General features: G+C 72.4%; 18 protein-coding genes. 10 read left to right on the plus strand and 8 right to left on the minus strand.

The features are described from left to right. The first annotated feature begins 2 nt into the window (after window positions 1–2). Window positions 3–623 carry a DUF6264 family protein gene (locus tag ACQ393_RS05095; protein WP_430645725.1) on the plus strand — a complete coding sequence of 207 codons (621 nt, stop codon included), beginning with the start codon at window positions 3–5 and terminating at the stop codon, window positions 621–623. A 40-nt stretch (window positions 624–663) separates the two neighbouring features. Here the strand turns inward: ACQ393_RS05095 and ACQ393_RS05100 are convergent, their stop codons facing one another. Continuing rightward, window positions 664–1710, minus strand: coding sequence for a 4-hydroxy-3-methylbut-2-enyl diphosphate reductase (locus tag ACQ393_RS05100; RefSeq protein WP_430645817.1), 1047 nt, complete (start codon window positions 1708–1710; stop codon window positions 664–666). An 85-nt stretch (window positions 1711–1795) separates the two neighbouring features. Between ACQ393_RS05100 and xseA the strand changes: the two genes are divergently transcribed. The 5 genes from xseA to ACQ393_RS05125 are packed head-to-tail and all read left to right on the plus strand — an operon-like array spanning window position 1796 to window position 6115. Next, entirely contained in the window at window positions 1796–3019 is a 1224-nt protein-coding gene (xseA, locus tag ACQ393_RS05105) for an exodeoxyribonuclease VII large subunit (protein WP_430645726.1), read from the plus strand. Between the two features lies 1 nt (window position 3020). After that, complete coding sequence (locus ACQ393_RS05110) at window positions 3021–3335, plus strand: exodeoxyribonuclease VII small subunit (protein WP_430645727.1); 315 nt, start codon at window positions 3021–3023, stop codon at window positions 3333–3335. Next, window positions 3335–3976: a DUF4245 domain-containing protein gene (locus tag ACQ393_RS05115; RefSeq protein WP_430645728.1), complete on the plus strand. Its 642-nt coding sequence runs from the start codon at window positions 3335–3337 to the stop codon at window positions 3974–3976. Before ACQ393_RS05110 ends, ACQ393_RS05115 begins: the two co-directional genes overlap by 1 nt. A gap of 11 nt (window positions 3977–3987) precedes the next feature. Further along, entirely contained in the window at window positions 3988–4641 is a 654-nt protein-coding gene (locus tag ACQ393_RS05120; RefSeq protein WP_430645729.1) for a carbonic anhydrase, read from the plus strand. Between the two features lie 58 nt (window positions 4642–4699). After that, window positions 4700–6115, plus strand: a complete 1416-nt coding sequence (locus tag ACQ393_RS05125; protein WP_430645730.1) for a class II fumarate hydratase — start codon at window positions 4700–4702, stop codon at window positions 6113–6115. Window positions 6116–6183: 68 nt separating this feature from the next. Here ACQ393_RS05125 and ACQ393_RS05130 read toward each other — a convergent pair whose 3' ends face one another. The 4 genes from ACQ393_RS05130 to ACQ393_RS05145 all read right to left on the minus strand — a co-directional run bounded on the left by ACQ393_RS05130 (window position 6184) and on the right by ACQ393_RS05145 (window position 10660). Next, a complete protein-coding gene (locus ACQ393_RS05130) occupies window positions 6184–7116 on the minus strand; it encodes a hypothetical protein (RefSeq protein ID WP_430645731.1) in 933 nt (310 codons plus the stop codon). Window positions 7117–7129: 13 nt separating this feature from the next. After that, window positions 7130–8500 (minus strand): PhoH family protein, encoded by a 1371-nt coding sequence (locus ACQ393_RS05135; RefSeq protein ID WP_430645818.1) that lies wholly within the window; start codon window positions 8498–8500, stop codon window positions 7130–7132. Between the two features lie 194 nt (window positions 8501–8694). Further along, entirely contained in the window at window positions 8695–9807 is a 1113-nt protein-coding gene (locus ACQ393_RS05140) for an aminotransferase class V-fold PLP-dependent enzyme (RefSeq protein ID WP_430645819.1), read from the minus strand. A gap of 67 nt (window positions 9808–9874) precedes the next feature. Next, window positions 9875–10660, minus strand: coding sequence for an isoprenyl transferase (locus tag ACQ393_RS05145; RefSeq protein ID WP_430645732.1), 786 nt, complete (start codon window positions 10658–10660; stop codon window positions 9875–9877). 75 nt (window positions 10661–10735) lie between these two features. Between ACQ393_RS05145 and trhA the strand changes: the two genes are divergently transcribed. After that, complete coding sequence (gene trhA, locus ACQ393_RS05150; protein WP_430645733.1) at window positions 10736–11533, plus strand: PAQR family membrane homeostasis protein TrhA; 798 nt, start codon at window positions 10736–10738, stop codon at window positions 11531–11533. 60 nt (window positions 11534–11593) lie between these two features. Here trhA and ACQ393_RS05155 read toward each other — a convergent pair whose 3' ends face one another. Next, window positions 11594–11908: a hypothetical protein gene (locus ACQ393_RS05155; protein WP_430645734.1), complete on the minus strand. Its 315-nt coding sequence runs from the start codon at window positions 11906–11908 to the stop codon at window positions 11594–11596. Between the two features lie 114 nt (window positions 11909–12022). Between ACQ393_RS05155 and ACQ393_RS05160 the strand changes: the two genes are divergently transcribed. Beyond that, the gene (locus ACQ393_RS05160; RefSeq protein WP_430645735.1) at window positions 12023–12550 is read left to right on the plus strand and encodes a DUF4307 domain-containing protein; all 528 of its coding nucleotides are present in this window, start codon (window positions 12023–12025) and stop codon (window positions 12548–12550) included. Window positions 12551–12610: 60 nt separating this feature from the next. Beyond that, window positions 12611–13102, plus strand: a complete 492-nt coding sequence (gene greA, locus ACQ393_RS05165; protein ID WP_430645736.1) for a transcription elongation factor GreA — start codon at window positions 12611–12613, stop codon at window positions 13100–13102. A 92-nt stretch (window positions 13103–13194) separates the two neighbouring features. Here greA and ilvA read toward each other — a convergent pair whose 3' ends face one another. Continuing rightward, window positions 13195–14505 (minus strand): threonine ammonia-lyase, encoded by a 1311-nt coding sequence (gene ilvA / locus ACQ393_RS05170; protein ID WP_430645737.1) that lies wholly within the window; start codon window positions 14503–14505, stop codon window positions 13195–13197. Between the two features lies 1 nt (window position 14506). Next, entirely contained in the window at window positions 14507–15745 is a 1239-nt protein-coding gene (locus ACQ393_RS05175; protein WP_430645738.1) for an AI-2E family transporter, read from the minus strand. Window positions 15746–15816: 71 nt separating this feature from the next. Here ACQ393_RS05175 and ACQ393_RS05180 point away from each other — a divergent pair, with 71 nt between their 5' ends. Next, window positions 15817–17055 carry a winged helix-turn-helix domain-containing protein gene (locus tag ACQ393_RS05180; protein ID WP_430645739.1) on the plus strand — a complete coding sequence of 413 codons (1239 nt, stop codon included), beginning with the start codon at window positions 15817–15819 and terminating at the stop codon, window positions 17053–17055. The last annotated feature ends 4 nt before the right edge of the window (window positions 17056–17059 follow it).

Raw genomic sequence — 17059 nt, forward strand, 5'->3', positions numbered from 1 at the left:
GGATGACGCAGGACGAGGCCGCTCGGAACGGCATGCAGGGGCAGGCCGCCGAGGGCGCCGCTCCCCCGCCGCGCGACGAGCGGCCCCGTCCGCAGTACGGCGAGTACGCACCCGAGGGCTGGTCCTGGCAGCCTCCGGGTGACGATCGAACGGATGCCGCGGCATCCGCTCCCCCGCCGCCGCCCCCGCCGGCGGCCCCCGCGCCGAACGGCGGTCCGGCGGCGGGCCCCGGCGCTGCGGCGGCTCGTCCGCCGCGCACGACCGACCGGTTCTTCACGATCCTGCTGCTCGCGCTCGGCGCGATCGGCGCGTGGAACACGTCGGTGAGCCTGCAGCAGCTTCCCGGCGCCATCCAGGGCGTCTACTCCGACCAGGGCGTCGGCACCTACACGCCGCAGCCGTGGCTGCCGACGCTCGCCCTCATCGGCACGGTGTTCATGCTGGCCCTCTACGCGGCCGTGCTCGGCTGGTCGATCATGCGACTGCGGGCACGCAGGCTCGCGTTCTGGGTGCCGCTCGTCGGCGGCGCGGTGGCGTTCCTCGCGACCATGGTGCTGACGTCGATCGTGTTCCTGACCGACCCGACGTTCCAGTCCTACCTCGAGCGGATGACGGGCGCCTGATCCCGGCGGCCGCGACCGGCGCCGCTCAGGCCGAGGCCGCTCAGGCCGAGGCGGCCGCCCGGTTCCGGCCGCCGATCGCGCGGGCGTCGCGGTTGCCCTGCAGGTCCTTCCGGAGCTCCTTCGGCAGCGAGAACATCAGGTCCTCCTCGGCCGTCTTGACCTCTTCGACCTCCCCGAACCCGGCGTCGGCGAGCTCGAGGAGCACCTCCTGCACGAGTCCCTCGGGAACGGAGGCACCGCTCGTGACGCCGACCGTCTCGACGCCCTCGAGCCACTCCTGCTTCACCTCGGTCGAGTAGTCCACCCGGTAGGCGGCCTTCGCGCCGTACTCCAGCGCGACCTCGACGAGCCGGACGCTGTTGGACGAGTTCGCCGACCCGACCACGATCACGAGGTCGGCGCCCTGTGCGACCTTCTTGATCGCGACCTGCCGGTTCTGCGTGGCGTAGCAGATGTCGTCGGAGGGCGGGTCCTGCAGGTTCGGGAACCGCTCGCGGAGGCGCCGCACCGTCTCCATGGTCTCGTCGACCGAGAGGGTGGTCTGCGAGAGCCAGACCACCTTGTCGGGATCGCTCACCTCGATGTTCGGCACGTCGTCGGGGCTGTTCACGAGCGTGACGTGGTCGGGGGCCTCGCCCGCGGTGCCCTCGACCTCCTCGTGGCCCTCGTGGCCGATGAGCAGGATCTCGTAGTCGTCCCGCGCGAAGCGCACGGCCTCGCGGTGCACCTTCGTGACGAGCGGGCAGGTGGCGTCGATGGCGTGCAGGCCGCGCTCCGCGGCCGAGTTCACGACCGCGGGCGAGACGCCGTGCGCGCTGAAGACGACGTGCGCGCCCTCGGGAACCTCGTCGACCTCCTCGACGAAGATCGCCCCGCGCTTCTCGAGCTCGGTCACGACGTGGATGTTGTGCACGATCTGCTTGCGCACGTACACGGGAGCGCCGTAGTGGTCGAGGGCCTTCTCGACCGCGATGACCGCCCGGTCGACGCCCGCGCAGTAGCCGCGCGGCGCCGCGAGCAGCACCTTCTTGCGTCCGGGGACGGGGATATCCTTGAGCCGGCCGCGCACGCTCGGGATCCGAGGCATGCCGAGGTCGATTCGCGGGGCATCCGTCAAGCTCGTCACGGGTGCCATCCTACGCGGGCATTGATGACGGGCTGCTGGGAGGCGCATGGCCGAGGGACCGACGACCCGCGAGACCCCATGGCCCGTGTCGGTGCTCTCGGCGAAGCTGAAGGAGTACCTCGATCGCCTCGGCACGGTGTGGATCGAGGGCGAGATCACGCAGTGGGGCGTCTCCGCCGGCAACGTCTACGGCAAGCTGAAGGACCTCGAGACGGATGCCACGGTGTCGTTCACGATCTGGTCGTCGACGCGGGCCCGGCTCACCGAGCAGTTCAAGGCCGGCGACCACGCCGTCGCGCTCGTGAAGCCCAACTGGTGGGTGAAGGGCGGCTCCCTCACCATGCAGGTCTTCGACCTCCGCCACGTGGGGCTCGGCGACCTGCTCGAGCGGCTCGAGCGCCTCCGCGCACAGCTCGCCGCCGAGGGCCTGTTCGCCGCCGACCGCAAGCGGCGCCTGCCGTTCCTGCCGAACGTGATCGGCCTGGTCACCGGCAAGGACAGCGACGCCGAGCAGGACGTCGTCCGCAACGCCCGCCTGCGCTGGCCGGCGGTCGAGTTCCGGATGGCGTACGCCGCCGTGCAAGGCGACCGCTGCGCCCCGGAGGTGGCCGGCGCCATCCGTCGCCTCGACGCCGACCCCGAGGTCGACGTCATCATCGTCGCGCGGGGCGGGGGCGACTTCCAGAACCTGCTGGGCTTCAGCGACGAGCGCGTCGTGCGTGCCGCGTCAGCGGCATCCACCCCCATCGTCAGCGCCATCGGGCACGAGGCCGACCGCCCGCTGCTCGATGAGGTCGCCGACCTCCGGGCGTCGACGCCGACGGATGCCGCGAAGCGCGTCGTGCCCGACGTCGCCGAGGAGCTCATCCGCGTCGAGCAGGCCCGCGCACGCCTCCGCATGCGGGTCACGACGCTCGTGAACCACGAGATCGACCGGCTCGGGCACCTGCGGAGCCGGCCGGCCCTCGCCGACCCCGGCTGGATGATCGACCGGCGTGCCGAGGAGGTCACGCGCTGGGTGGCCCGCGGCAGCGAGCTCGCCGACCGCGCGATCGAGCGCGCCGCGGTCCGGAGCGCCGAGCTCCGCTCGCAGCTGCGCGCCCTCTCGCCGCTCGCCACGCTGCAGCGCGGGTACGCGATCGTGCAGCGCGAGCACGACGGCGTGCTGACGAACCCCGAGCAGGCGCCCGAGGGCACGGGCCTCAGGATCACGCTCGCCGAGGGTCGTCTCGCGGCGACATCTCGGGGAGCGCTCGGCGACGCCGAATAGAATGCCCTCCATGCCCCCCACCTCCACGGATGTCGCCGAGCTGACCTACGAGCAGGCCCGCGACGAGCTCGTGCGCGTCGTCGCCGAGCTCGAGCAGGGCTCCGCGACGCTCGAGCAGTCGCTCGCGCTGTGGGAGCGGGGCGAGGCGCTCGCGCAGCGGTGCGAGGAGTGGCTCGTGGGCGCCAAGGCGCGGCTCGACGCGGCCCGCGCGGGTGCTGCGGGCGGCGCGGGTGCGCCCGGCACCGAGGGAACGACCCGTTCGACCACCGCATCGGCGCCCGCCGACGGCCTCGACCTCGACGGCGGCGAGGCCTGATGGCCGCGCGCGCCCCGAGGGTCGTCGCCGAGCTCGGCCGTCCCGAGACCCCGCAGGAGACCGCCGACCGCAAGGCCGAGCAGTCGCGCAAGCACCGGGAGCGGCAGACCCTCCGCAACCTCATCGGCTCGCTCCTGGCGTGCGTCGCCGTCGTCGCCCTGATCGTGCTGCTCGTCCCGCGCAGCGACACCCCGATCGAACGCGACATCGACGTGGCCTCCGTGGCCGACCAGGCCCAGGTCGGCATCGACGCGCCGCTCGCCGTGCCCGAGCTGCCCGACGGCTGGCGCTCGAACGCCGCCGAACTGCGCACGCGCGACGCCGACGGCATCACCGCGTGGTACGTCGGCTACCTCACGCCGAGCGACGAGTACGCCGGCATGTACCAGGGCCTCGGGGCGAACCCGACCTGGACGGCCGACCTCCTGAAGAACACCATCGCCACCGGCGTCGTCACGGTCGACGGCGTCGAGTGGACGGTCTACGACAACCGCGAGACCGACGCCGACGTCGGCAACGCCCGGTACGGGCTCGTGACCGAGGCGGGCGAGAGCACGTTCGTGCTGCTCGGCACCGCGACCCCCGAGGAGTTCGAGACCCTCGCCGGCGCGCTCGCGCCGGCGATCGACGCGCAGCGCTGAGAGGAGCGGCCGTGAGCAAGTCCGCACCCGCCCGACCGACCACCCCCGCCGAGACGTGGCGCGAGCTGCGTGCCGGCAACGCCCGGTTCGTGGCGGGCACGCCCCTGCATCCCCGACAGGACGTCGACCGTCGCACCGAGCTCGCGAACCACCAGCGGCCGCTCGTGGCGATCTTCGGCTGCAGCGACTCGCGTCTGTCCGCGGAGATCATCTTCGACGTGGGACTCGGGGACGCGTTCGTCGTGCGCAACGCCGGGCAGGTCCCCTCCGACTCGGTGCTCGGTTCGCTCGAGTACGCGGTCGCCGTCCTCGGCGTCCCGCTCATCCTCGTGCTCGGCCACGACGAGTGCGGTGCGGTCCGTGCCGCGATCGACTCGCAGGCGGAAGAGGCCCCGCCGCTTCCCGCGCACATCAAGGGCATCGTCGACGAGATCGTGCCGGCGGTGCGGAAGGTGGCGGGCGTCGAGGACGGCCCGATCTCGCCCGACCACCTCGACGCGGGGTACGTCGGCCGCGAGCACCTCCGCAACGCGGTCTCGCAGCTCCTCGAGCGCTCCGACGTGATCAGCGACGCGATCGCAGCGGGTACGCTGGCAGTCGTCGGCGCGAACTACCGCCTGCTCGAGGGCCGCGCCGAGACCGACGTCGTCGTCGGTCGCATCTGACGCCGCCGGCGGCATCCCACCGCCGCGCCGCACGTTCCGAATCGAAGGGGAGCACACCGTGGTGGACAACGCCGCCGACTACCGGATCGAACACGACACGATGGGCGAGGTGCGGGTCCCCGCAGCGGCGCTCTACCGTGCGCAGACCCAGCGCGCGGTCGAGAACTTCCCGATCTCGGGCGCCGGCCTCGAGCCCGCCCAGATCGCGGCGCTCGCCCGCATCAAGAAGTCCGCGGCGCTGGCCAACGCGCGCCTCGGGGTGCTCGACCAGCAGCTGGCGCAGTCGATCGCCGACGCGGCCGACGAGGTCATCGCCGGCGCCCACGACTTCGCCGAGCACTTCCCCGTCGACGTCTACCAGACCGGCTCGGGCACGTCCTCGAACATGAACATGAACGAGGTGCTCGCGACGGTCGCGACCCAGAAGCTCGGCAGCGCCGTACACCCCAACGACCACGTCAACGCCTCGCAGTCCTCCAACGACGTCTTCCCGACGTCGGTGCACATCGCGGTGACCGCCGCGCTCATCGACGACCTGATCCCCGCGCTCGACCACCTCGCGGTCGCGCTCGAGGCGAAGGCCGAGGCGTGGGCCGGCGTCGTGAAGGCCGGCCGCACGCACCTCATGGACGCCACGCCCGTCACGCTCGGCCAGGAGTTCGGCGGCTACGCCCGCCAGGTCCGCCTCGGCATCGAGCGCGTGCGCACCGCGCTGCCCCGCGTCGCCGAGGTGCCGCTCGGCGGCACGGCCGTCGGCACGGGCATCAACACGCCCGCGGGCTTCCCGCAGCTCGTGATCGAGCTCCTCCAGCAGGAGACGGAGCTGCCGATCACCGAGGCCGCCGACCACTTCGAGGCGCAGGCCAACCGCGACGGGCTCGTCGACGCGTCGGGCGCACTCCGCACGATCGCCGTGAGCCTCACCAAGATCTGCAACGACCTCCGCTGGATGGGCTCCGGCCCCAACACCGGCCTCGGCGAGCTGTTCATCCCCGACCTCCAGCCCGGTTCGTCGATCATGCCCGGCAAGGTCAACCCGGTCGTCCCGGAGGCCGTGCTCATGGTCGCGAGCCGCGTGGTCGGCAACGACGCGACGATCGCGTGGGCCGGGGCGTCCGGCTCGTTCGAGCTCAACGTGCAGATCCCGGTCATGGGCACGGCGCTGCTCGAGTCGATCCGCCTGCTCTCCAACTCGGTGCGGGTGCTCGCCGACAAGACCGTCGACGGCCTGCAGGTCAACGAGGCGCGCACCACCGCGCTGGCCGGCATGTCGCCCTCGATCGTCACGCCGCTCAACAAGGTCATCGGCTACGAGGCCGCGGCGAAGATCGCGAAGCACTCGGTCGCCAAGGGCATCACCGTCCGCGAGGCCGTCGTCGACCTCGGCTACGTCGAGCGCGGCGAGGTCAGCGAGGAGCAGCTCGACGCCGCCCTCGACCTGCTCTCGATGACGCGCCCGCCGCAGCAGGGGTAGTTCCCGGACAGAGCGGATGCCTCGTGCCGGTCCTCGGCGCGGGGCATCCGTCGTTCCGGCGGCCCCGCTCAGGTCATCGCCCCGCCCGAGCGATTCGGATGCGCAGGGATGATGCGCACCGCCGCGGCGATGCCGGCAGCGACGCCGATGACGGAGAGCAGCGGACCGGTGACCGCAGCGTCCCCTCCGGAGGTCGCGAACGCATCAGCGATCGACATGCCCATGCCGAACCCGGCGCTCCAGGTGCTCAGGCCGATCCCGGCCACCGCGACGAGCGCGGTCCGCGCGATGCGACGCGGATCGAGGCGCGAGAGCACACCGCGTCGGCCCACGACCGCGACCGCGAGGAACACGAGGCTCAGGGCGAGCCATCCCGAGGCCCACACTCCGACCGTCGCCGCCGGCCACGCCGGCGACTCGCCGCGCGCGGTCATGACGGCGTAGAGCCCGGCGAGCGAATTCCCCGGCACCTTGGCGAGCGGATTCCACACCAGCACGTGGAGCGCTCCCAGCGTCGCCGTGCCCGATACGGCGAGCGCTGCCGCCACGGCCGTCCCGCGGAGCCCGAGCCTGGCGGGGATTCCGGGCGACGTCGCACGGGTCTCCGGGTCGGGGTCGAGCGGCCAGGCCGCGGCGACGCCGAGGACGATCCAGCCGAGGACGAGCCCCGCGGCGAACTGCGCCATGAAGCCGGTCACGAGGACCGCCACGGCCAACAGCGGCAGGCCGATCACGATCGCGGCGACGAGGGCGATCCGCTCGGTCGTGGAGCCGGACCGGATCGACCGTACGGCGGCGATGCCGAATCCGACGATGCCGATCGCACCGAGCGCCGCGGCCGACACGAGTGCGACGATCCTGAACGGTGCGGCGACCGGCGACCGGACGCCCGTGGTGAGGAACACCCCCACCACGAGCAGTCCCGCCACGACCAGCGCGGTCAGCGCCCAGCGCGCTGCAGCCTCGGAATCGGCGAACGCGCGCCCGCGCATGCTCCTCACGCGGTCGACCGGCTCAGGCGAGCTCGGCGCCGTCGAGCATCTCCGAGACGAGCGCCGCGATCGCCGAGCGCTCGCTCCTCGTGAGCGTGATGTGCGCGAACAGCGGATGCCCCTTCAGCGTCTCGATCACGCTCGCGACGCCGTCGTGGCGGCCGACGCGGAGGTTGTCGCGCTGGGCGACGTCGTGCGTCAGCACCACGCGCGAGTTCTGGCCCACGCGGCTCAGCACGGTGAGCAGCACGTTCCGCTCGAGCGACTGGGCTTCGTCGACGATCACGTAGGCGTCGTGCAGCGACCGGCCGCGGATGTGCGTGAGCGGCAGCACCTCGAGGATGCCGCGGTCGACCACCTCGTCGAGCACGTTGTCGGAGACGAGCGCGCCGAGCGTGTCGAACACCGCCTGCGCCCAGGGGTTCATCTTCTCGCCCTGGTCGCCGGGCAGGTAGCCGAGCTCCTGCCCGCCCACCGCGTAGAGCGGCCGGAACACCATGATCTTCTTGTGCTGCTGCCGCTCGAGCACCGCCTCGAGGCCCGCGCAGAGCGCGAGGGCCGACTTGCCGGTGCCCGCCCGCCCGCCGAGCGAGACGATGCCGATCTCGGGGTCCAGGAGCAGGTCGATCGCCAGGCGCTGCTCGGCGGAGCGGCCGTGCACGCCGAACGCGTCGCGGTCGCCCCGGACGAGTCGCACCTGGCGCTCCCCCACGACGCGCGCGAGCGCCGACCCGCGGTCGGACTGGATCACGAGCCCGGTGTTGACCGGCATCCCGGCGGCGACGTCGGTCTCGAGGCGCTCGTGTTCGTAGAGCTCGGCCATGTCGTTCGAGCCGAGCGCGACCTCGGCCATGCCGGTCCAGCCCGAGTCGACCGCGAGCTCGGCGCGGTACTCCTGCGCGTCGAGGCCGATCGAGGCCGCCTTGATGCGCAGCGGCAGGTCCTTCGAGACGACGGTCACCGCCAGCCCGTCGTTCGCGAGGTTCATCGCGCAGGCCAGGATGCGCGAATCGTTGTCGGCGAGCTGCAGGCCGCTCGGCAGCACCGACAGGCTCGAGTGGTTCAGTTCGACCCGGAGCGAGCCGCCGTCCCCGACGGGGATCGGGAAGTCGAGTCGCTCGTGCTGCACGCGCAGGTCGTCGAGCAGCCGCAGCGCGGCTCGGGCGAAGTACCCGATCTCGGAGTCGTTGCGCTTGGCCTCGAGCTCCGTGATGACGACCACCGGCAGCACCACGGGGTGCTCGGCGAATCGGAACAGGGCGCGCGGGTCCGACAGCAGCACCGACGTGTCCAGCACGTAGGTCCGCTCGTCCTGCGCGGCACCCCCGGGCGTCGACCCGTCGGGACGGCGCTCGCGCTGCGCGTCCGGCTCGACCGGTCCGAGGGGCTTGATGGGATCGACAGAGGTCACGACCGCTCCTGCCCCGAGCTCTCGCTCGGCTCACACGCCGGCCGGCGATCCTCCCACGAGCGGTTCACGAGCCGACTCGACCGGGCGCCTTGCCCGATGCCTCGACGGTACGTCCGACGGCCGACATCCGCGGAACCGACACGCGGCGCGACATCCGCTGTTCACATGCCGACCGGTCAGTAGTTCGCCGCGGTGCTGAACGACACGAACGCCCCGCGCAGCATCTCGACGGTCTCCTCCGCGAGCGCGGCGTGCACGCTGAGCCGGATGGTGCCGAGGCGCGTCGTCGTCGTGAGCCCGTGGTTGTGCAGCGAGGCGGTGAGCACGGTGACCTGTTCCGGTTCGGGCTCGAGCACGACGATGCCCGCGCGCTCGCGCTCGTCGCGCGAGCTCGAGACCGGGACGGCGAACTCGTCGGCGAGTTCGATCAGGCGGCTGACGTTCTCGGCGACGCGCGCGCTGACGGCCTCGACGCCGACGTCGGCGAGCTCCTCGAGCGAGGCGGCGAACCGCGCCTCGGCGACCGGGTCGGGGTTGGACACCCGGAAGGCGCGCGCGCCGGCGGCCGGCGGCGGCACCTCGTCCCACACCTCGTCGTCGGCCGTGCCGGTGTACCCGGAGAACACCGGGGTGAGCTGCTCGGCCGCGCGCTCGGACAGCGCCATCACGCCCGTGCCCCAGCCGGCACGGCACCACTTCTGTCCGCCGGTGACGACGACGTCGGCGGCCTCCCACGGTGCGTCGACGACGCCGAAGCCCTGGATCGCATCGACGATCAGCAGCCGGTCGCCGATGACCTGGCGGATGCCCTCGAGGTCGCACAGGTACCCCGTGCGGCTGTCCACGAGGCTCACGGCCACCGCGGCGACGTTCGCCTCGAGCTGCTCCCGGATGAGCCCGGGCGTCACCTTGCCGTGGTCGGTCTCGAGCCACGCGGGCTGGACGGAGTGGAGCGCCTCGTTCGCGCGCACGGCCGCGATCGGCACGCTCGGGAACTCCCCCGGCGAGAGGAGCACGGTCCCGGTGAGGCCGAACATCGCGTGCATGAGCCCCGTCGTGGTGTTCGGGATCGCGACGATGCGGTCGGCTGCGACACCGGTGAGGGCGGATGCCGCGGTGCGCAGCCGCACGTCCTGTTCGCCGAACGCGTCCATGCTGCCGTGTCGGGCCCGCTCGAGCACCTGCGTGAAGGCCAGCGTCTCCTCCGCGGCCACGCGTGCCAGCGGGCCCACGCGGGCGTAGTCGAGGTAGCCGGGTTCCTCGCCGAACCCGGCCAGGTAGTCGTCCATGCTCACGTGCCGTGCCCCCTTCTCCGAGGCATATCCTGACAGATTCCTGATCGGATGGTGAGCGCCCTCACCCGCCGAACCGGCGATGCCGACGGGTGTAGTCGCGGATCGCGCGCAGGAAGTCGACCTCGCGCAGGTCGGGGCCGAGCGCCTCCACGAAGTAGAACTCGCTGTGCGCGGCCTGCCAGAGCATGAAGTCGCTGAGCCGCTGCTCGCCCGAGGTCCGGATGACGAGGTCGGGGTCGGGTTGCCCGCCCGTGTAGAGGTGCTCGCCGATCAGCTCGGGCGTCAGCGACTCGGCCAGGTCCTCGAGGCTCCGGCCCTCGGCGTGGTGGGATGCCACGATCGAGCGCATCGCGTCGGTGATCTCCCGGCGGCCGCCGTAGCCGACCGCGAGGTTCACGTGCAGGCCCTGCTTGCCCGCGGTGCGGTGCTCCGCGGCGTCGAGCGCGGCCACGAGCGGTTCCGGCAGGCCCGCGTCGGAGCCGACGTGCTGGACGCGCCAGTCGCGGTAGTGGCTGAGCTCCTCGGCGAGCTCGGCGATGATCTCGATGAGGTCGGCGAGCTCCTCGGGCGTCCGGTTGCCGAGGTTGTCGGCCGACAGCAGGTAGAGCGTGACCACGGAGATGCCGAGGTCGTCGCACCACTCGAGGAACTCCCGCATCTTCGCGGCGCCCGCGCGGTGGCCGTGCGCGGCGGAGTCGTACCCCAGCTGCTTCGCCCACCGACGGTTGCCGTCGATGATCATGGCCACGTGTCGGGGAAGCTCCGCCTGATCGAGTTCGCGGCGGAGCCGGTTCTGGTAGAGCCGATAGAGGAGGCCGCGACCGGGGCGTTGATCGCTCGTCTGCACCCGACCACGGTACTCCCCTGCGGGCGCCCGGACACTCACAGCAAGCCGTGATCGGGCTCCCCCTACGCTGTGACCATGACCCAGCGCGAACCCGAGGACGTCGCCGAGCACCTGCAGCGACCGACGGCCGAACTCGATCGCGCCGATGCCGCGGTCGCCGCGGACGAACGTCGCGGCCCCGACATCCCGAACCTGCCGCTCATCGACGCCTCGCCCGAGCATCCCGCCGACGTGAAGCCGACCTGGCGCGGGTGGATCCACGCGGCGACCTTCCCGCTGACGATCGCGGCGGGCATCGTGCTCATCACGCTCGCCGACGGCGCAGCGGCGAAGTGGGCCTCGGCGGTGTTCATGCTCACGTCGATGCTGCTGTTCGGCAACTCGGCGCTGTACCACCGGTTCGACTGGCGGCCGCGCACGAAGGTCGTCCTGAAGCGCATCGACCACGCGAACATCTTCCTGCTGATCGCCGGCACCTACACGCCGCTCTCGATCCTCGCGCTGCCGCCGGACAAGGGGCTGGTCCTCCTGGTGCTGGTCTGGGGCGGCGCGCTCGTCGGCATCGCGTTCCGGGTCTTCTGGATCGGGGCGCCGCGCTGGCTGTACGTGCCGATCTACCTGCTGCTCGGCTGGGCGGCCGTCATGTACCTCGGCGACCTGCTCGCCGCGAGCGTCGCCATGATGGTGCTGGTCATCGTCGGCGGCGTGCTCTACACGATCGGCGCCGTCGTCTACGGGCTCAAGAAGCCGAACCCGTGGCCCGGGCACTTCGGGTTCCACGAGATCTTCCACGTGTGCACGGTGCTCGCGTTCATGTGCCACTGGACGGCGACCCTGCTCATCGCGATCGAGCCCGCGTACCACGGCGGCTGACGGCCCGCGGGCTGCCGCGTCGTCGCCTCGCTCGGGAGCGCCCGGGCACCGCTCGTGCGGCTACCGCTCGTCGCGTTCCTCCGACGGTGCATCGGATGCCGCGGGATCCGTCGTGACATCGGTCGCGCCGTCGACCGTCGGGGCCGCCTCGGCCTCGGCCGCAGCCGCCTCCTCCGCGGCGATCCGCTCGCGCGCCTCAGCGCGGTAGTTGACGCGCCGGATGCGCCGGACCATGTCGATCACGAGCAGCAGCACCGCCAGCATGATGAGGATGGTGGCGATGAATCCGACGACGCCCGGCGTGACGTCGTTCGGGTCGAACTCCTCCTCGGCGGCCGAGACGAACGTCAGGGCCGACGCGAGGGCGGGGCTCATCGACGGTCTCCGCGAGTGGTGACAACGGGCGCGACGAGCATCGGTTTCCCTTCAGGGACGGCGGGATAGGCTGGGTGCCAAGCCTAGACGATCCACCCGGGAAGGAGCCGCGCGGTGCCCCCACGCGAGTCCGCCGACGCGGCGGCCGAGGACGCCGCACTCGACGGCACGCCCGCCTCGCCCGCCCGTGTCGTGACGACCGGTGCGGGGGCCGCCGCACGCGACACCGCCGGCGACATGCCGCACGAGGCATCCGACATCGCCGGCCGGTACGGCCGCACGCCCGAGCGTCGTCGACGCGACCGGACCATCCTCATCGGCGCGGCCGTCGCCTTCGCGGCGGTCCTCGTCTCGTGGGTCGTGTGGGCCGGCCTCGACGGCAGCACGCCGCACGTGCAGGCCACCGACCTCGGCCACGAGCTGACCGACGATCGGTCCGTCGAGGTGACCTGGCGGCTCTCGGTGCCGTCCGGCAACGCGACCGCGTGCATCGTGCAGGCCCTCAACGAGGACTTCACGGTCGTGGGGTGGAAGGTCGTCGAGATCCCGGCGTCGGACCGGCCGCTGCGCACGTTCACGGAGACCGTGCGGACTGCCCAGCCGGCCAACACCGGTTTGATCTCCCAGTGCTGGCTCGACTAGAATGAGTGATTCGCCCCGGCAGACGCTGGGGCGACACGTCTATTCACGGGAGTGTGCACCATGGCGCAGGACGCCACCGTCACCTGGCTCACCCAGGAGGCCTACGATCGGCTGAACGCCGAACTCGAGCACCTCTCCACCACCGGCCGCGAGGAGATCGCCAAGCGCATCGAGGCCGCGCGTGAGGAGGGCGACCTCAAGGAGAACGGCGGCTACCACGCCGCGAAGGACGAGCAGGGCAAGCAGGAGGCCCGCATCCGCCAGCTCACCGACCTGCTGCGCCACGCCGAGGTGGGCGAGGCGCCGACGTCGAGCGGCGTCGTCGAGTCGGGCACCGTCATCACCGCGATCGTCGCGGGCGACGAGGAGCGCTTCCTCATCGGCAGCCGCGAGATCGCCGGCGACTCCGAGCTCGACGTGTTCAGCGAGCAGTCGCCGCTCGGTGCCGCGATCCTCGGCCTCGAGGTGGGCGACTCGACGTCGTACACCGCCCCCAACGGACGCGAGATCGCCGTCGAGATCACGGGCGTCGACACCTGGGCCGGCCAGTGACCCGCTAAACCCCCGCATCGCACGGACGGCCCCTCCTCGGAGGGGCCGTTCCGCGTCTCCCCCCGTTCCGCGGCCGCGTGCGCCGGGCTCGGCTACTCGGCGATGATCTCCGGTTCGTACCCGGCACGTCGGAGGATCGCCACGACCTCCTCGCGGTGCGCCGGCCCGCGCGTCTCGACCGACAGCTGCAGCCCGACCTCCGAGATCTGCATGCCCGCGCCGTGCCGCGTGTGGAGCACCTCGACGACGTTCGCGTTGGCCGCGGCGAGGAGCTCCGAGATGCGGGCCAGCTGGCCGGGTCGGTCGGGCAGCCCGATCCGCAGCGTCAGGTACCGATCGGATGCCGCGAGCCCGTGCGCGATCACCCGCTGCATGAGCAGCGGGTCGATGTTCCCGCCGGACAGCACGACCACGAGCGGCCCCTCGGAGTGCACCTTGCCGGTCATGAGCGCGGCGACGCCGACCGCGCCCGCCGGCTCGACGACGAGCTTCGCCCGTTCGAGGAGCACCAGCAGCGCGCGGGCGATGTCGTCCTCGCTGACGGTCACGACCTCGTCGATCGCGTCCCGGATGATCTCGAAGTTCAGCTCCCCCGGACGGTACACCGCGATGCCGTCGGCGATGGTGGGCACCACCGGCACGGTGACCGGCTCGCCCGCGGCGAGCGACGGCACGTACGGCGAGGCGTTCTCAGCCTGCACCCCGATCACGTGCACGGTGCGCCCGAGCGCCGCGGCCTTCTGCTTGGCCGCGCTCGCGATGCCGGCCGCGAGTCCGCCGCCCCCGATCGGCACGACGAGGGTCGTGGCATCCGGTGCCTGCTCGAGGATCTCGAGGCCGAGCGTGCCCTGGCCCGCGACGACGTCGGGGTGGTCGAACGGCGGGATCACCGTGGCGCCGGTCTCCACGGCGAACCGTGCAGCGGCCTCGAGCGTCTCGCCGATCGAGTCGCCGCGGAGCACCACGTCGGCGCCGTAGGCGCGGGTCGCCTCGAGCTTGGGCAGCGCGACGCCGACGGGCATGAAGATCGTGGCGCGGATGCCGAGCTCCCGGGCGGCGTAGGCGACGCCCTGCGCGTGGTTGCCGGCCGACGCCGCGACGACGCCGCGGGCGCGCTCCTCGGCGGTGAGCGCCGAGAGCCGGTTGAAGGCGCCGCGGAGCTTGTACGAGCCGGTGCGCTGGAGGTTCTCGCACTTCAGGTGCACGGGCGCCCCGGCGATCGCGCCGAGGAAGCGGGAGGTCTCCATCGGCGTGCGCCGCGCGATGGCGGCCACGGTGCGCTGCGCATGCTCGAACTCCTCGAGCGTCGGACCGGGGATGACCGGACCGGGTCGCGCGGCTCCGGGCAGCAGGCCGCCGTCCGCGTCCGTCGTCGAGGGCGTGGTGTCGAGGGCGTGGTTCATGTCACCGTCCGTATCCGGGTCGCTGGGGTACCGTGCGCCACAGCGGAGATCGGATCTCGGCGGGCGGGGGCGGCTGGGCGTGCTTCCACGAGCCGCCCGAGATGTACATGATCATGACGTTCGCGACGGCGGCGACGGGCACGGCGAAGAGCGCGCCCGGGATGCCGGCGAGCAGCGACCCGGTGGCGACCGCGACCACGACGCCCAGGGGGTGCACCTTCACCGCCGTGCCCATGATGAGCGGCTGGAGCACGTGGCCCTCGACCTGCTGCACGAGCAGCACGACGCCGAGCATCGCGAGCGCGATGCCCCACCCGTCGTAGACGAGTGCGACGAACACCGCGAGCGCGCCGGTCACGACCGCACCGACGATCGGCACGAACGAGCCGAGGAAGACGAGCACGGCGATGGGGATGGCGAGTTCCACGCCGAGCAGGAGCGCGCCGAGGCCGATGCCGATCGCGTCGATCGCCGCGACGAAGATCTGCACCCGCACGAAGTTCTCGAGCGTGGCCCATCCGGCCCGGCCCGCACCGTCGATCGCCGCGCGCGCGGTGCGCGGGAAGATCCCGACGATCCAGTTCCAGATGCCGCGACCGTCGATCAGGATGAACAGCGTCGCGAAGAGCGCGAGCAGGAGCCCCGCCAGGAAATGGCCGATCGACGAGCTCACGGAGAGCGCACCCGAGACGAGGACCCCGCTCTCGGACTGGGCCGCCTCGACGACCTGCTGCACGAACTGGTCGATCTGCTCGGGCGTCACGTGCAGGGGCCCCTCGAGCAGCCACTCGCGGAAGTTCTCCCACTCGACCACGCTCTGCGCGGCCAGGTCGGCCGAGCCTCGGACGATCTGCGAGATGCCGAGCGTGAGGAGCCCGCCGACGAAGGCCAGCGTCGCGACCATCGCGGCGGCGACCGCGAGGCCCTTCGGCCACCGGTGCCGCTGGAGGAATTGCGAGAACGGCACGAGGAGCGCGGAGATGAGGATGGCGACGAGGACCGGGATGATCACGAGCCGCAGCTGGATGATCAGGAAGATCACGACCGCCAGGACGCCGCCGACGAGCAGCAGCCGCCACGACCACGCGGCGGCGACGCGCATGGCGAAGGGCACGGATGCCGCGGCGTCGCGCACGGGCTCGACCTCATGCTGCGCGGCGCGGTCGGCGGCCCGCTCGGACGTGGAGGAGCGGCGCACGCGGAATCGTCGCGCACGCGAGGTCCCCTTCGCCTCGGTCACCGTCACAGTCTAGGCGCGCACCCATGCCCGGCCGGCCATGTGTCGTCGGTCGCCGCTAGGGTCGGTGCATCATGGTGGATCACGTCTCACCCGCGCTCGCGCGACGCATCGCACTCGCCGCACAGGGCTTCGGTCGGCCGGTTCCGGCGACGCCGGGAACGCGGCAGCTCGCCGGCGTCGTCGACCGGCTCGGGCTGCTCCAGATCGACTCCGTGAACGTCTTCGAGCGCAGCCACTACCTCCCCGCCTTCAGCCGCGTCGGGCGGTACGACCGCGACCTGCTCGACCGGATGGCGTGGGGTCGGCGGGGTCGGCTCGTCGAGTACTGGGCGCACCAGGCGGCGTTCATCCCGCGCGAGCTGTGGCCCCTGTTCGAGTTCCGGCGGGCCGAGTACCGGCGAGAGGGCTCGTCCGAGTGGGGCGGGTGGCTGAGCGAGAACCGGGAACTCGCCACCTGGCTCCGCGCCGAGCTCGCCGAGAACGGTCCGATGCCGGCCAGCGCCATCGAGCACGACGCGAACGAGCGGCGCGGGCCGTGGTGGGGCTGGTCCGACGCGAAACGCACGCTCGAGTGGATGTTCCGGACCGGCGAGGTCGTCTGCGTCGAGCGCCGCCGCTTCGAGCGCGTGTACGCGCTTCCCGAGCAGGCGCTCGAGCCCCGCCTGCTCGAGCACGGCCCCGCCGAGCCCGACGCGGTGCGTGTCCTCGTCGAACGGGCCGCGTCGGCCCTCGGCATCGCGACGGCCGCCGACCTCGCGGATTACTGGCGCATGCGGCAGGCGCAGGTGCGGCCGGCGATCGCCGATCTCGTCGACGCGGGCGGGCTCGTCCCCGTCGAGGTGCCCGGCTGGGGCAACAGCGGCCGGCCCGCGCTCGCCTGGGTGCACCGCGACGCCCGCAGGCCGCGACGCATCGAGGGCGTCGCCCTCCTCTCGCCCTTCGATCCCGTCGTGTGGTTCCGACCGCGTACCGAGCGCCTCTTCGACTTCCACTACCGCATCGAGATCTACACGCCGGAGCCGATGCGGAAGTTCGGCTACTACTCGCTGCCCGTGCTGGTCGACGACCGGGTGGTGGGCCGAGTCGACCTCAAGAGCGACCGCAAGCCCGGGGTGCTGCGCGTCCAGTCGGCGTGGGCCGAGCCCGACGCCCCCGCCGACCTCGCCGAGCGGCTCGTGCCCGTCCTCCGAGAGGCGGCCGCGTGGCAGGGCCTCGACGACGTGGTGGTGGCCGGGCGCGGCGACCTCTCCCCCGCCATCCGCTCCGCGCTCGGGGATCCGGGCGCCGGAGGCGGCGCGGCGGCGGTCTGACGCA

The sequence above is a fragment of the Agromyces sp. GXS1127 genome (genome assembly GCF_050565425.1).
GTDB lineage: Bacteria > Actinomycetota > Actinomycetes > Actinomycetales > Microbacteriaceae > Agromyces.

Excerpts from the sequence above, each read along its gene's own strand:
- ACQ393_RS05095 (WP_430645725.1), top strand. The coding sequence starts at position 3 with ATGACGCAGGACGAGGCCGCTCGGAACGGCATGCAGGGGCAGGCCGCC.
- ACQ393_RS05100 (WP_430645817.1), bottom strand. The coding sequence starts at position 1,710 with ATGCCTCGGATCCCGAGCGTGCGCGGCCGGCTCAAGGATATCCCCGTC.
- xseA (WP_430645726.1), top strand. The coding sequence starts at position 1,796 with ATGGCCGAGGGACCGACGACCCGCGAGACCCCATGGCCCGTGTCGGTG.
- ACQ393_RS05110 (WP_430645727.1), top strand. The coding sequence starts at position 3,021 with ATGCCCTCCATGCCCCCCACCTCCACGGATGTCGCCGAGCTGACCTAC.
- ACQ393_RS05115 (WP_430645728.1), top strand. The coding sequence starts at position 3,335 with ATGGCCGCGCGCGCCCCGAGGGTCGTCGCCGAGCTCGGCCGTCCCGAG.
- ACQ393_RS05140 (WP_430645819.1), bottom strand. The coding sequence starts at position 9,807 with ATGGACGACTACCTGGCCGGGTTCGGCGAGGAACCCGGCTACCTCGAC.
- trhA (WP_430645733.1), top strand. The coding sequence starts at position 10,736 with ATGACCCAGCGCGAACCCGAGGACGTCGCCGAGCACCTGCAGCGACCG.
- ACQ393_RS05155 (WP_430645734.1), bottom strand. The coding sequence starts at position 11,908 with ATGAGCCCCGCCCTCGCGTCGGCCCTGACGTTCGTCTCGGCCGCCGAG.
- greA (WP_430645736.1), top strand. The coding sequence starts at position 12,611 with ATGGCGCAGGACGCCACCGTCACCTGGCTCACCCAGGAGGCCTACGAT.
- ilvA (WP_430645737.1), bottom strand. The coding sequence starts at position 14,505 with ATGAACCACGCCCTCGACACCACGCCCTCGACGACGGACGCGGACGGC.
- ACQ393_RS05180 (WP_430645739.1), top strand. The coding sequence starts at position 15,817 with ATGGTGGATCACGTCTCACCCGCGCTCGCGCGACGCATCGCACTCGCC.